Raw genomic sequence first — 13,330 nt, 5'->3', positions numbered from 1 at the left:
TAAATGAATTGGGGGAATGATGTCATGTCATTTATCGAAAAGGAAGACAAAGCAGTATTTGAAGCTATTCAAAACGAATACAATCGTCAGAATAACAACATTGAATTAATCGCATCAGAAAACTTTGTGTCAGAAGCAGTTATGGAAGCACAAGGTTCAGTATTGACTAACAAGTATGCTGAAGGTTACCCAGGACGCCGTTACTATGGCGGCTGCCAATTTGTAGATGTCACAGAAACATTAGCAATCGAACGTGCCAAAGAATTATTTGGTGCAGAACACGTTAACGTACAACCGCACTCAGGTTCACAAGCAAATATGGCAGTTTATTTAGTTGCATTAGAATACGGTGACACTGTATTAGGTATGAACTTAAGTCATGGCGGTCACTTGACACACGGCGCTAAAGTCAACTTCAGCGGACAGTTTTATAACTTTGTCGAATATGGTGTAGATAAAGAAACAGAACGCATCGATTATGAAGAGGTACGTCGACTTGCGAAAGAAAACAAACCTAAATTAATCGTTGCGGGTGCATCAGCTTACCCAAGAGAAATCGACTTCAAGAAATTCAAAGAAATTGCTGATGAAGTCGGTGCTAAATTAATGGTAGATATGGCACATATCGCTGGTTTAGTTGCTGCTGGCTTACATCAAAACCCAGTAGACTATGCTGACTTTGTGACAACTACTACGCATAAAACATTAAGAGGCCCTCGTGGCGGTATGATTCTTACTAAAAAAGAATATGCGAAACAAATTGATAAAACAATTTTCCCAGGTATTCAAGGCGGACCTTTAGAACACGTTATTGCAGCGAAAGCAGTAGCATTCGGTGAAGCATTGCAACCTGAGTTCAAAGTTTATCAACAACAAGTCATCAAAAATGCGAAAGCATTAGCGGACACATTAATCAAAGAAGGCTTCAGAGTTGTTTCTGGCGGTACAGAAAACCACTTAGTAGCGGTTGATGTGAAAGGTTCATTTGGTATTACAGGTAAAGAAGCGGAAGAAGCTTTAGACGAAGTCGGTATTACTTGTAACAAAAACACAATTCCATTTGACCAAGAAAAACCATTTGTAACTAGTGGTTTACGTTTAGGTACACCAGCTGCAACAACTCGCGGATTCGATGAAAAAGATTTTGAAGAAGTCGGTAAAATTATCAGCCTTGTTGTTCAAAATCCTAAAGATGAAGCGAAACTAAAAGAAGCTTCAGAGCGTGTTCAAGCATTGACTTCAAAACATCCATTATATAAATAAGAGCTAGGAGGCTATTCCTTTATGGGAAAAGTACATGTATTTGATCATCCGTTAATTCAACACAAATTAAGTTACATCCGTGACGTCCACACTGGAACAAAAGAATTCAGAGAGTTAGTAGACGAAGTCGGTATGTTGATGGCATATGAAGTGACAAGAGATTTGGAACTTCAAGATGTTGAAATTGAAACACCTGTAACTAAAACAGTAGCAAAAAGACTTTCAGGTAAAAAATTAGCTTTTGTACCGATTCTTAGAGCTGGTTTAGGTATGACACAAGGTGTCTTAAGCTTAATTCCTGCAGCACGCGTTGGACATGTTGGTTTATATCGTGATCCAGAAACGTTAGAAGCCGTAGAATACTTTGTTAAATTACCTCAAGATATCGAGGAAAGACAAATTATTGTCGTAGATCCAATGTTAGCAACAGGCGCTTCAGCAATCGAAGCAATCAATTCATTGAAAAATCGCGGAGCAAAACATATCCGCTTTATGTGCTTGATTGCTGCGCCTGAAGGTGTGGAATTACTTCAAGAAGCACATCCAGATGTAGATATTTATATTGCTGCACTTGATGAAAAACTGAATGATAAAGCATATATCATCCCAGGTTTAGGTGATGCTGGAGACCGTTTATTCGGGACTAAATAAGAATTTCAGCAGTCACACATGTTAATCCATGTGCATGCTTTAAATGGAAATAAGAGATAAATAGATATAAGAGTATGCAAATTGTTTAGCGTAGATGAACGAACATTGCATACTCTTTCTCTGTATAGGAGGCACATTGACTTGAAGAAAATAATGACAATCTTCGGCACACGACCTGAAGCCATCAAAATGGCACCCTTAGTCAATCATTTAAAACAAGAAGAAACATTAGAACCTGTGGTGGTCGTTACGGCACAGCATAGGGAAATGTTGGATGCTGTATTAGAAACGTTCGATATTCAACCTGACTATGATCTAAATATTATGAAAGCAGGTCAGACTTTATCGGATATTACTTCTAGAGTATTAAAAGGTTTGGAGACTGTGATTCAACAAGAAAAGCCAGACATGATTTTAGTTCATGGTGATACTATGACGGCATTTGCTGCAGGATTAGCTGCATTTTACAATCAAGTGGCAATTGGCCATGTAGAAGCTGGATTAAGAACATGGAATAAGTATTCACCTTATCCAGAAGAGATGAACCGTCAAATGATCAGCTGTTTAGCAGATATTCATTTTGCTCCCACTAAAGCGGCAAAGGCAAATCTTATAAAAGAAAATATACCAAATTCCAAAGTCGTCATTACAGGCAACACAGCAATCGATGCGATGCATACTACTATTCGAGATGATTACTATTCCGAAGTAATGAATCGTCATAAAGGCAAACGTGTAATCTTACTGACAGCACATCGCAGAGAAAATTTAGGCGAACCGATGGCACATATTTTTAGAGCGGCACGCAGATTAGTAGAAGCACATGAAGATGTTGTGCTGGTTTATCCAATGCATAAGAACCCTAAAGTACGTGAAATTGCGCAGCAATATCTCAGTCATCATGCGCGTATTGAATTAATCGAACCGTTAGATGTAGTTGATTTTCATAACTTTGCACATCAATCGTATTTAATTTTAACTGATTCTGGCGGCATTCAAGAAGAAGCACCTTCTTTAGGCAAACCGGTCTTAGTTTTACGAGATACGACAGAACGACCTGAAGGAGTAGAAGCGGGTACTTTAAAATTGACTGGAACGGATGAAGAAAATGTGTACCGAGAAGCGGATTTATTATTAACAGATGCAACGCGTTATAAACAAATGAGTGAAACAGCCAATCCTTATGGTGATGGCAAAGCATCCGAACGTATTTGTGACAATATTAAGTATTATTTTAATATTATTAACGAAAAACCGGATGATTTTAATGAAAATAAAGACAATTGTGAATGATTCGTTAAAAATGTGTCTAATTTGTGACAAAAACAACTCATTAGAATTGCATATTTTGAATGTAATTGACACGCGTTCCATTGCTATATTATGATTAAAAATGTATGGATGAAATGGTTTACAAATGATTCGTATCTCCATGTGAAATGAGGCACAATAAATGAAACAGTTCAACTTAATTTTTAAGCAATATCTTCAATATTACATTTATTGGTTGTTAGCCTTGGTTGTAATTGCATTTTTCATACCAAAGCCTTTCATTATTGGTCTTATCATTGGTTCATTTGGTTCCTTGATCAATACATACATCTTTGAATTATATTTATTTCAGGCGCAGAAAAAAGAAACGTCTCAGATATCTACAGGTGGAATATGGCGCTTTTTAGTGGCACTTGCTGCTTGTATTGTCTGGGTTTATTTCAAAAACCAAGTGAATATTATTGGTGTAATGATTGGTTTAATGATTTCATACTTATTAATCATTTTTCGACCATTTCTTCACAAAATGTAATACAAATCAACGAATGAAAGAGGTGAGTATTATATGCAACATAAAAGCCCTGTAGTTACATGGGAGCTATTTGGTTTGGATCTCAAATTCAACTTGGCTAGTATTTTAATGGTAATTATTACAGCGATTATTGTTTTAGTGATAGCCATTGCTTGTACACGTAACTTACAGAAACGACCGACAGGCAAACAGAACTTCATCGAATGGATCTTTGACTTTGTCAGAGGCATCATCGAGAGTAACCTTGCATGGAAACATGGCGGTCAGTTCCACTTCTTGGCAGTTACATTAATTATGTTTATCTTTGTTGGTAACATGTTGGGTCTGCCATTCGCGATAGTCATCGACCATACGCTTTGGTGGAAATCACCGACAGCTGATGCGACAGTTACTCTGACTTTGGCAACGTTGATGATTTTATTAACGCATTATTATGGTATTAAGTTACGCGGAGCAAAAGGTTACTTCAAAAATTATGCTCAGCCTTTCTTAGCACTAACACCTGTCAATATATTTGAAGAATTTACAAATACATTGACACTTGGCCTACGTTTATATGGTAATATTTACGCTGGTGAAATTTTAATCGGTTTATTATCATCATTAATCATAGGTAATGCGGCTTGGGGATGGATTGTCGGTATTCCAGGCTTGATAGCTTGGCAGGGATTCTCGATTTTCATCGGTACAATCCAAGCGTATATCTTTATCATGTTATTCATGGTATACATGTCCCACAAAGTTGCGGACGACCACTAGTTTTTCCAATTTAAAAATTTTATAAAAATATTTAGGAGGATTTTTTAATATGAATTTAATCGCAGCGGCAATCGCAATTGGTTTATCAGCACTTGGTGCAGGTATTGGTAACGGTCTTATTGTATCTAGAACAGTTGAAGGTGTAGCACGTCAACCAGAAGCACGTGGACAATTAATGTCAATCATGTTCATCGGTATCGGTTTAGTTGAGGCATTACCTATCCTTGGTCTTGTAATCTCATTCATCGTCTTATTCATGTAATTTATACATCGATACAAGCGGCGAAGTCTCATATCGACTCTCGCCATTTCTTTCGTAAACAACTATCGTAAGAGCCAATAGAGGACTTTGAATGAAAGGAGTGTCCAAGTACTGTGACTGCGACTACAAACACATTAGTTTTAGGTGCTGCAGGCGGCGGTGTTGAATGGGGTTCAGCATTAGTAACATTGATTACTTTCTTAATCCTTTTAGCATTGCTTAAAAAGTTCGCATGGGGTCCATTGAAACAAGTCATGGATAAACGTGAACGTGATATCAACAAAGATATCGATGATGCAGAACAAGCTAAAATTAATGCTCAAAAATTAGAAGAACGAAATAAACAAACACTAAGAGAAACTCAAGAAGAGGTTCAAAAAATCTTAGAAGAAGCAAAAGTTCAAGCACGTGATCAACACGAACAAATCATTCACGAAGCAAATGTACGTGCTAACGGCATGATTGAAACTGCACAAAGTGAAATCAATAGCCAAAAAGAACGTGCAATCTCTGAAATCAACGATGAAGTTTCTAAACTATCAGTTCTGATTGCGTCTAAAATTTTACAAAAAGATATCTCAGAACAAGATCAAAAAGACTTGATCGACAAGTACATTAAAGAGGTAGGGGATAAATAATGGCAAATGTTGCTAAAAAATATGCCCAAGCACTGTATGAAACGTCACTCGATAAAGATGTTTTAGACTTAATGTACGATGAATTTGCTGTTATTGATGAAGCAGTAATTCCTTATAAAGAGAAATTAAAATCTTTCGATGAAGATCCAAAGAATATTGCACAAGACCGCAAAGCTTTTGTTGATTCAATCTTTAAAGATATCAATGTGTACTTGAAAAACATGCTACATGTTTTAGCAGAAAATCGTAACCTTGCGATTATTTCTGAAGTATTCACTGCATTCCAAGGTTTATACAATCAACATTATAATCAAGACTTTGCAACGGTTGAGTCTGTATATGAGCTTTCTCCAGAAGAACTGGATAAAGTAGGGGAGTCTTTAATTCAACGTACTGGACTTGAAAAAGTCATTCTTACAAACAAAATCAATCCAGCACTTATTGGCGGTTTGAGAACAACTGTAGGAACTAAAGTATACGATGGCAGTATTCAAAACGATCTTATTAATTTAGAGAGAAGATTTACTAGAACGAAATAATAATTATAGAGGAGTGACATAGATGGCCATAAAAGCTGAAGAGATTAGTGCATTACTTCGCTCACAAATTGAAAATTATGAGTCAGAGATGTCTGTTACTGATGTTGGTACAGTAATTCAGATTGGTGACGGTATTGCATTAGTTCACGGATTAAACGACGTTATGGCTGGGGAGTTAGTAGAATTCCATAATGGTGTGCTTGGACTAGCTCAAAACCTAGAAGAATCAAACGTCGGTATTGTAATTTTAGGACCATACACTGACATTAAAGAGGGCGACGAAGTTAAACGTACAGGACGTATCATGGAGGTGCCTGTAGGTGAAGAATTAATCGGTCGCGTCGTGAACCCATTAGGTCAACCACTTGATGGACAAGGTCCAATTGAAACACATAAAACACGTCCAGTTGAAGAAAAAGCAACAGGCGTTATGGCAAGAAAATCAGTTGACGAACCATTACAAACAGGTATTAAAGCGATTGACGCATTAGTACCAATCGGTCGTGGTCAACGTGAGTTAATCATTGGTGACCGTCAAACTGGTAAAACTACAATTGCGATTGATACAATCTTGAACCAAGCGGATCAAGACATGATTTGTATCTATGTAGCGATTGGTCAAAAAGAATCAACAGTACGTGCGACTGTTGAAAAATTAAGACAGCATGGTGCATTAGATTACACAATCGTTGTAACTGCATCAGCAGCTGACCCAGCTCCATTATTATACATTGCGCCATATGCAGGTGTAGCAATGGGTGAAGAATTCATGTTCGACGGTAAACAAGTGTTAATCGTTTATGATGATTTAACTAAACAAGCAGCAGCTTACCGTGAACTTTCATTATTACTTCGCAGACCACCAGGTCGTGAAGCATACCCAGGTGACGTTTTCTATCTACATAGTAGATTATTAGAACGTGCAGCTAAATTGAACGATGAATTAGGTGGCGGTTCAATTACTGCATTACCTATCATTGAAACACAAGCCGGAGATATCTCTGCTTATGTTCCAACAAACGTAATCTCAATCACTGATGGACAAATCTTCTTAGAATCAGACTTGTTCTTCTCAGGGGTACGTCCAGCGATTAACGCCGGATTCTCAGTATCTCGTGTAGGTGGTTCAGCACAAATTAAAGCAATGAAAAAAGTTGCGGGTACTTTACGTTTAGACTTAGCTTCATACCGTGAGTTAGAATCATTCGCGCAATTCGGTTCAGACTTAGATGAATTCACAGCAAGAAAATTAGAACGTGGTAAACGTACAGTTGAAGTTCTTAAGCAAGGACAAGGCGAACCATTACCAGTTCAAAACGAAGTATTGATCATCTACGCATTAGTTAACGGTTTCTTAGATGATATTCCAGTTCAAGACGTTCAACGTTTTGAAGCAGAAATCATCAGCTGGACTAAAAACAATGCGCCAGAAATCTTAGATGAAATCAAAACAAAAGGTACTTTACCTGACAAAGAAAAAATGAACAGCGCAATTGAAAACTTCAAACGTAGTTTCAGCATTTCTGAAGAGTAAGATGAAGCGAAGTATAAATAAGGTGGTGAAATAATGGGATCTCTAAAGGATATTGATTCAAGAATCAAGTCGACGAAAAAAATGAATCAAATTACCAAAGCGATGAACATGGTAGCGAGTTCTAAGCTCAACAGAGCGCAACGCAACACGAACCAGTTCAAACCTTATATGGAAAAAATGCAAAATGCGATTACAGCAGTTGCAGGCCAAACGACTTCTAATCATCCGATGCTGAAGAAACGTCCAGTTAAAAAACGCGGCTACTTAGTTATTTCAAGTGACCGTGGATTAGCAGGTGCGTATAACGCAAATATCTTGAAGAAAGTCGTACAAGATATCGAAGCGCGTGGTGAAGGTCAAAACGATTATAAATTACTCGTTCTTGGTAAAGTAGGTATCGATTTCTTTAAAAACAGAAACTATAAAATTGACTTTGCATTGCCGGATGTTCCAGATCAACCGACATACAAAGATATTTCTTCTGTAACGAAGAAAGCAATCGACTTCTACAGCGACGGTGATATTGATGAGTTGGAAATTTATTACAACAAATTCGTCAACGTTCTTGAAAACAAACCGACTGCAAGAAGAGTATTACCATTAGCAGAAGAAGATACAAGTTCAGGACATGGACAAATGTCTTCATATGAATTCGAACCAGATAAAGAATCAATTTTAAATATTATTTTGCCGCAATATGTAGAAAGCTTAATTTACGGCTCAATTCTAAATGCGAAAGCCAGCGAGCACGCATCAAGAATGACTGCCATGAAAAATGCTTCTGATAATGCGAGCGACCTTATTGACGATTTATCATTAGAATATAACCGAGCACGTCAAGCAGCAATCACACAACAAATTACTGAGATTGTCGGTGGCGCAACAGCTCTTGAATAGTATATTAAAGGAGGAAAAAAGAATGGGTGTAGGCCGCGTAACACAAATCATGGGTCCAGTTATTGACGTAAGATTCAATCATGATGAACTGCCTAAGATTAATAACGCATTAGTGCTAGATGTACCTAAAAAAGATGGCACGACTGAATCTCTCACATTAGAAGTAGCACTTGAATTAGGCGACGATGTTGTTAGAACAATCGCTATGGACTCTACAGACGGAATTAAACGTGGTGACGACGTTAAAGACACTGGTCGTCCAATCAGTGTTCCTGTCGGTGAAGATACGTTAGGAAGAGTATTTAACGTTTTAGGTGATCCAATCGATAATGATGGACCAATTGCTGAATCAGTTCCACGTGAACCAATTCATAGACAACCGCCTAAATTTGATGAATTATCAACAAAAGTTGAATTACTTGAAACTGGTATCAAAGTAGTAGACTTATTAGCACCATATATCAAAGGTGGTAAAGTTGGTTTATTCGGTGGTGCCGGTGTAGGTAAAACCGTATTAATCCAAGAATTAATCAATAACATCGCGCAAGAACACGGCGGTATTTCAGTATTCGCTGGTGTAGGTGAACGTACACGTGAAGGTAATGACTTGTACTTCGAAATGAGCGACAGTGGTGTTATCAAGAAAACAGCGATGGTATTCGGACAAATGAACGAGCCGCCTGGTGCACGTATGCGTGTAGCATTATCAGGTTTAACAATGGCTGAATACTTCCGTGATGTTAAAGGACAAGACGTTCTTTTATTCATCGATAACATCTTCCGCTTTACACAAGCAGGTTCTGAGGTATCAGCATTGCTTGGCCGTATGCCATCAGCCGTTGGTTACCAACCAACATTGGCAACAGAAATGGGTCAATTACAAGAACGTATCACTTCTACAATGAAAGGTTCTATCACGTCTATCCAAGCGGTATTCGTACCTGCCGATGACTATACTGACCCAGCGCCAGCAACAGCTTTCGCTCACTTAGACTCAACAACTAACTTAGAGCGTAAATTAACAGAAATGGGTATCTACCCAGCCGTTGACCCATTAGCGTCAACTTCTCGTGCACTTGAACCAAGCATCGTAGGTCAAGAACATTACGATGTTGCGCGTCGTGTACAATCAACATTACAAAAATACAGAGAATTACAAGATATCATCGCAATCTTAGGTATGGATGAATTATCAGATGAAGATAAGAGCACAGTTGAACGTGCAAGACGTATTCAATTCTTCTTATCTCAAAACTTCCACGTGGCAGAACAATTCACTGGTCAAAAAGGTTCATATGTACCAGTTAAGCGTACAGTAGAAGACTTCAAAGATATTCTTGAAGGTAAATACGACCATATCCCTGAAGATGCATTCCGTTTAGTCGGCAGCATGGACGATGTATTAGAAAAAGCTAAAGACATGGGTGTTGAAGTTTAATATTAGGAGGTAAAGTTTAATGAACACAATGAACGTTAATATTGTTACTCCTAATGGTTCTGTTTATAACCAAGATAATGTTGAAATTGCGATTCTGCAGACAGTTGGAGGCGACATTGGTGTAATGGCTGGCCATTTACCAACTGTTACAGCAATTAAAACAGGTTATGTTAAAGTAAATTATACAGATGGGATTGATTTCATTGCGGTCAGTGATGGTTTCGTTGAAATCAGACATGAAAGCACATCAATTATTGTACAGACAGCAGAAAAAGCTGAAGATATAGATATCAGACGTGCTAAATCGGCTAAAGAAAGAGCAGAATCACATTTGAATAACAATGACGAAGATACTGACATTAACAGAGCAGAACGAGCTTTAGAACGTGCGGAAAACCGCATTAAAGTTTCGGAAATGAAATAATAACAACCATAAAGCATGGGATATACCTCACTTTGGGGTATATCCTATTTTTTAATGCCTAAAATTAGGGTAGATATAAGAATGAATGGACATTAGGATTTTGAATTTCTAAGTAAGAATGTATGATTTTATGCTCATTTCATGTACAATATGAGACAGTAAACAATTGAGGAGACGACAAAGATCATGGAATATTTAGGACAATTTGCGATTGCACATTTAATTATGCATGTACTTTGTATCTGTGTCGCATATTGGGCATTGAATGCGATTAGGTTAGATCAATTCTTTAAAAAAGGTTATCCTGTCCAAGTACAAGTATTGTTGATTTTTGTGGCGATTTTAATCGGAACAGGTGTTAGTAATTTTGTTATAGATTTATTGCAATTTTCAACACAACTTAAATATCTTGGCAGCTAATCGTTTGAGTGTAATTCAAATGTTTTTCCATATATAATAATAGGTAATAGAAGTGATGAGAAATTTTTAAGTTGAAGATGTTCAGGAGTTAAAAAGTGGAGGAGTAGTAATGAATAGAGATAGAATGATTATCAAAGGCGGAAATCGCCTAGTAGGAGAAGTACAAGTAGAGGGAGCAAAAAATGCAGTATTGCCAATTTTAACTGCATCTTTATTAGCTTCGAAAGGTACAAGTACATTACATAATGTGCCTGAGTTAAGTGATGTTGAAACGATTAATAATGTACTTTCAACATTAAATGCAGACATTGAGTATCATAAAGAGGATAACAGTGTCACAGTAGATGCGACGAAGCAATTAAATTCAGAAGCACCTTATGAATATGTCAGCAAAATGCGTGCGAGTATTTTAGTAATGGGTCCATTACTTGCACGTTTAGGACATGCGAAAGTAGCATTACCAGGCGGATGTTCTATCGGAAGCAGACCGATTGAACAACATATCAAAGGATTTGAAGCATTGGGTGCGAAAATTCATTTAGAAAATGGCTTTGTCTTTGCGGAAACAACAAATGGTTTAACAGGTGCAGAGATTCATTTAGATTTCCCAAGTGTCGGTGCGACACAAAATATCATCATGGCAGCATCATTAGCAAAAGGTAAATCTGTGATTGAAAATGTTGCCCGTGAACCAGAAATTGTTGATTTAGCAAACTATATTAATGAAATGGGCGGCAATGTGACAGGTGCAGGTACAGATACGATTACCATTCATGGCGTAGAAGCATTACAAGGTGTAGAACATGCGATTATTCCAGATCGTATCGAAGCAGGTACATTACTTGTAGCTGGTGCAATCACAAGAGGTGATGTATTAGTTAAAGGTGCAATCAAAGAACATTTAACGAGCTTACTTTATAAACTAGAAGAAATGGGCGTTAAATTAGCTTATGAAGAAAATGGTATCCGTGTTTCTGCCGAAGGCGAATTGAAACCAGTAGATATCAAAACATTACCGCATCCAGGATTCCCTACAGACATGCAGTCACAAATGATGGCATTATTACTAACAGCAGAAGGGCATAAAGTCATTACAGAAACAGTATTTGAAAATCGTTTCATGCATGTTGCGGAATTCAAACGTATGAATGCTCAGATCACTGTTGAAGGGCGCAATGCGAAAATTACAGGCAAAAGTAAACTACAAGGCGCACAAGTGAAAGCGACAGATTTACGTGCAGCAGCCGCATTGATTTTAGCAGGATTAGTGGCTGAAGGTACAACTGAAGTTTCAGAATTACAACACTTAGATAGAGGTTACGTAAACTTTAACGGTAAACTTAAAGCTTTAGGTGCTGATATTGAACGTGTAAATAAATAAGTAAGTAGGAGATTATGATGATGAAACGCTTTTATTTTAAAGTGATTAAATGGCCGATGGGTGTTCACATCCTCATCGTGATGTTCATGATGCTATTGATGTTTTTCATTGGTATGTGTATCGGTTTTATATTGAATCATCAAAATCCGCTTAACATCTTTGAATACCAGACTTGGTATCATTTCAAGCAAATTTTTGGAGGCTAGTAACATGGAAACAATTTTTGACTATAACGAAATTAAAAACATTATCCCACACCGTCAACCTTTCTTATTGATTGATAAAGTTGTTGAGTATGAAGAAGGACAACGTTGTGTGGCAATTAAACAAGTATCAGGTAACGAACCTTTCTTCCAAGGTCATTTTCCAGATTACGCTGTGATGCCAGGTGTATTGATCACTGAAGCATTAGCACAAACAGGTGCGGTTGCGATTTTAAATAGTGAACAAAACAAAGGTAAAATCGCATTATTCGCAGGTATTGATAAATGTCGTTTCAAAAGACAAGTCGTACCTGGCGATACATTACAGTTAGAAGTAGAAATTACTAAAATGCGTGGACCGATTGGTAAAGGAACAGCGAAAGCAACAGTTGATGGCCAACTCGCATGCAGCTGTGAATTAACATTCGCAATCCAAGACGTATAAGCCTATATAAAAAGACTGAGACTATTGATAAAAGCATTGCTTTTCAATAGAGCCTCAGTCTTTTTTCAGTCTTCTTTCTTTTCATCTTTTAAACGTGGTTTTGATTGCATCATACGATTGAACGATGTTTTCAATGCTTCGCCTGTTAATCCTTCATCAACAAGTTGCGCTAATAAATTTTCAGCATAAACTTGTCTTAAAGTATAAACATGGCAATCAAATATAATCGACATACGTTCATTGTCATATAATGCTATATTTTTAATTGTCGCATCGAATAACGCCGGATCATTAGATGGACGTGTGATAACAACACGAATATCTAATAGGGTTTCGTTATCCATATATTCTTTCATAATATCGTAATGGTTACTGGAGATTACAATTTCTAACAACCAGCCGGTGCCGCTTTGTTCTTTATTAATGATTACACCATCATAGAGTTCATATTCTATAACGCCACCATGTTCAGTGACAATTTGGAATCTGACTGCTTTAAATGTTTTCAATTGAAGTCACTCCAATCTTTTTTAAATTCTGCAAATTTTTTCTTTATGATACTAGTATAGCGTAAAAGAGAAAAATATTTGAGAGATTGTACAGAAATTCACTACGATAACTCTAAAATTTCTCTTAATTTGAGTTTTGACGGAATGCATCAATCTGAATATG

At 37.2% G+C, this 13,330-nt stretch carries 17 protein-coding genes; 16 read left to right on the top strand and 1 reads right to left on the bottom strand.

The genetic code is table 11. The features are described from left to right. Positions 1 to 24: 24 nt before the first annotated feature. The 16 genes from glyA to fabZ all read left to right on the top strand — a co-directional run bounded on the left by glyA (position 25) and on the right by fabZ (position 12,658). Positions 25 to 1,263, top strand: coding sequence for a serine hydroxymethyltransferase (gene glyA, locus ACFCT9_RS05910; protein WP_412521489.1), 1,239 nt, complete (start codon positions 25 to 27; stop codon positions 1,261 to 1,263). 21 nt (positions 1,264 to 1,284) lie between these two features. Next, positions 1,285 to 1,914 (top strand): uracil phosphoribosyltransferase, encoded by a 630-nt coding sequence (gene upp, locus ACFCT9_RS05905; protein WP_002481792.1) that lies wholly within the window; start codon positions 1,285 to 1,287, stop codon positions 1,912 to 1,914. 141 nt (positions 1,915 to 2,055) lie between these two features. Then, on the top strand, positions 2,056 to 3,207 hold the full coding sequence (wecB, locus tag ACFCT9_RS05900) for a non-hydrolyzing UDP-N-acetylglucosamine 2-epimerase (protein ID WP_412521488.1): 1,152 nt from the start codon (positions 2,056 to 2,058) through the stop codon (positions 3,205 to 3,207). Between the two features lie 160 nt (positions 3,208 to 3,367). Next, the gene (locus ACFCT9_RS05895) at positions 3,368 to 3,718 is read left to right on the top strand and encodes an ATP synthase subunit I (protein ID WP_412521487.1); all 351 of its coding nucleotides are present in this window, start codon (positions 3,368 to 3,370) and stop codon (positions 3,716 to 3,718) included. Positions 3,719 to 3,751: 33 nt separating this feature from the next. Continuing rightward, positions 3,752 to 4,477, top strand: a complete 726-nt coding sequence (gene atpB / locus ACFCT9_RS05890) for a F0F1 ATP synthase subunit A (RefSeq protein ID WP_412521486.1) — start codon at positions 3,752 to 3,754, stop codon at positions 4,475 to 4,477. Between the two features lie 49 nt (positions 4,478 to 4,526). After that, positions 4,527 to 4,739 carry a F0F1 ATP synthase subunit C gene (gene atpE / locus ACFCT9_RS05885; RefSeq protein ID WP_105994330.1) on the top strand — a complete coding sequence of 71 codons (213 nt, stop codon included), beginning with the start codon at positions 4,527 to 4,529 and terminating at the stop codon, positions 4,737 to 4,739. A 113-nt stretch (positions 4,740 to 4,852) separates the two neighbouring features. Continuing rightward, positions 4,853 to 5,377, top strand: a complete 525-nt coding sequence (locus ACFCT9_RS05880; RefSeq protein ID WP_412521485.1) for a F0F1 ATP synthase subunit B — start codon at positions 4,853 to 4,855, stop codon at positions 5,375 to 5,377. Then, positions 5,377 to 5,916 (top strand): F0F1 ATP synthase subunit delta, encoded by a 540-nt coding sequence (locus ACFCT9_RS05875; RefSeq protein ID WP_412521484.1) that lies wholly within the window; start codon positions 5,377 to 5,379, stop codon positions 5,914 to 5,916. The genes ACFCT9_RS05880 and ACFCT9_RS05875 overlap by 1 nt, the downstream gene beginning before the upstream one ends. A 22-nt stretch (positions 5,917 to 5,938) precedes the next feature. Further along, the gene (gene atpA / locus ACFCT9_RS05870; protein WP_412521483.1) at positions 5,939 to 7,450 is read left to right on the top strand and encodes a F0F1 ATP synthase subunit alpha; all 1,512 of its coding nucleotides are present in this window, start codon (positions 5,939 to 5,941) and stop codon (positions 7,448 to 7,450) included. Positions 7,451 to 7,483: 33 nt separating this feature from the next. Beyond that, positions 7,484 to 8,347, top strand: a complete 864-nt coding sequence (gene atpG, locus ACFCT9_RS05865; RefSeq protein WP_412521482.1) for an ATP synthase F1 subunit gamma — start codon at positions 7,484 to 7,486, stop codon at positions 8,345 to 8,347. A 22-nt stretch (positions 8,348 to 8,369) separates the two neighbouring features. Continuing rightward, the gene (gene atpD, locus ACFCT9_RS05860) at positions 8,370 to 9,785 is read left to right on the top strand and encodes a F0F1 ATP synthase subunit beta (protein ID WP_412521481.1); all 1,416 of its coding nucleotides are present in this window, start codon (positions 8,370 to 8,372) and stop codon (positions 9,783 to 9,785) included. A gap of 19 nt (positions 9,786 to 9,804) precedes the next feature. Then, entirely contained in the window at positions 9,805 to 10,209 is a 405-nt protein-coding gene (locus ACFCT9_RS05855; protein ID WP_412521480.1) for a F0F1 ATP synthase subunit epsilon, read from the top strand. 186 nt (positions 10,210 to 10,395) lie between these two features. Beyond that, positions 10,396 to 10,629 (top strand): DUF1146 family protein, encoded by a 234-nt coding sequence (locus ACFCT9_RS05850; protein WP_412521479.1) that lies wholly within the window; start codon positions 10,396 to 10,398, stop codon positions 10,627 to 10,629. A gap of 109 nt (positions 10,630 to 10,738) precedes the next feature. Next, positions 10,739 to 12,010 carry a UDP-N-acetylglucosamine 1-carboxyvinyltransferase gene (gene murA / locus ACFCT9_RS05845; RefSeq protein WP_412521478.1) on the top strand — a complete coding sequence of 424 codons (1,272 nt, stop codon included), beginning with the start codon at positions 10,739 to 10,741 and terminating at the stop codon, positions 12,008 to 12,010. Between the two features lie 20 nt (positions 12,011 to 12,030). Next, on the top strand, positions 12,031 to 12,216 hold the full coding sequence (locus ACFCT9_RS05840; protein WP_412521477.1) for a DNA-directed RNA polymerase subunit beta: 186 nt from the start codon (positions 12,031 to 12,033) through the stop codon (positions 12,214 to 12,216). Between the two features lie 4 nt (positions 12,217 to 12,220). Next, entirely contained in the window at positions 12,221 to 12,658 is a 438-nt protein-coding gene (gene fabZ, locus ACFCT9_RS05835; RefSeq protein ID WP_412521476.1) for a 3-hydroxyacyl-ACP dehydratase FabZ, read from the top strand. 65 nt (positions 12,659 to 12,723) lie between these two features. Here the strand turns inward: fabZ and ACFCT9_RS05830 are convergent, their stop codons facing one another. Then, positions 12,724 to 13,167, bottom strand: a complete 444-nt coding sequence (locus ACFCT9_RS05830; protein WP_412521475.1) for a YwpF family protein — start codon at positions 13,165 to 13,167, stop codon at positions 12,724 to 12,726. Positions 13,168 to 13,330: the final 163 nt, after the last annotated feature.

Origin of the sequence: Staphylococcus simulans (assembly GCF_047037175.1) — a bacterium.
GTDB lineage: Bacteria > Bacillota > Bacilli > Staphylococcales > Staphylococcaceae > Staphylococcus > Staphylococcus simulans_C.
Note: the sequence above shows the minus strand (reverse complement) of the source record. Positions and strands in the feature narration are given on the sequence as shown.

Excerpts from the sequence above, each read along its gene's own strand:
- murA (WP_412521478.1), top strand. The coding sequence starts at position 10,739 with ATGAATAGAGATAGAATGATTATCAAAGGCGGAAATCGCCTAGTAGGA.
- atpA (WP_412521483.1), top strand. The coding sequence starts at position 5,939 with ATGGCCATAAAAGCTGAAGAGATTAGTGCATTACTTCGCTCACAAATT.
- atpB (WP_412521486.1), top strand. The coding sequence starts at position 3,752 with ATGCAACATAAAAGCCCTGTAGTTACATGGGAGCTATTTGGTTTGGAT.
- fabZ (WP_412521476.1), top strand. The coding sequence starts at position 12,221 with ATGGAAACAATTTTTGACTATAACGAAATTAAAAACATTATCCCACAC.
- atpE (WP_105994330.1), top strand. The coding sequence starts at position 4,527 with ATGAATTTAATCGCAGCGGCAATCGCAATTGGTTTATCAGCACTTGGT.
- atpG (WP_412521482.1), top strand. The coding sequence starts at position 7,484 with ATGGGATCTCTAAAGGATATTGATTCAAGAATCAAGTCGACGAAAAAA.
- ACFCT9_RS05840 (WP_412521477.1), top strand. The coding sequence starts at position 12,031 with ATGAAACGCTTTTATTTTAAAGTGATTAAATGGCCGATGGGTGTTCAC.
- ACFCT9_RS05875 (WP_412521484.1), top strand. The coding sequence starts at position 5,377 with ATGGCAAATGTTGCTAAAAAATATGCCCAAGCACTGTATGAAACGTCA.
- ACFCT9_RS05850 (WP_412521479.1), top strand. The coding sequence starts at position 10,396 with ATGGAATATTTAGGACAATTTGCGATTGCACATTTAATTATGCATGTA.
- atpD (WP_412521481.1), top strand. The coding sequence starts at position 8,370 with ATGGGTGTAGGCCGCGTAACACAAATCATGGGTCCAGTTATTGACGTA.
- glyA (WP_412521489.1), top strand. The coding sequence starts at position 25 with ATGTCATTTATCGAAAAGGAAGACAAAGCAGTATTTGAAGCTATTCAA.
- ACFCT9_RS05895 (WP_412521487.1), top strand. The coding sequence starts at position 3,368 with ATGAAACAGTTCAACTTAATTTTTAAGCAATATCTTCAATATTACATT.
- ACFCT9_RS05855 (WP_412521480.1), top strand. The coding sequence starts at position 9,805 with ATGAACACAATGAACGTTAATATTGTTACTCCTAATGGTTCTGTTTAT.
- upp (WP_002481792.1), top strand. The coding sequence starts at position 1,285 with ATGGGAAAAGTACATGTATTTGATCATCCGTTAATTCAACACAAATTA.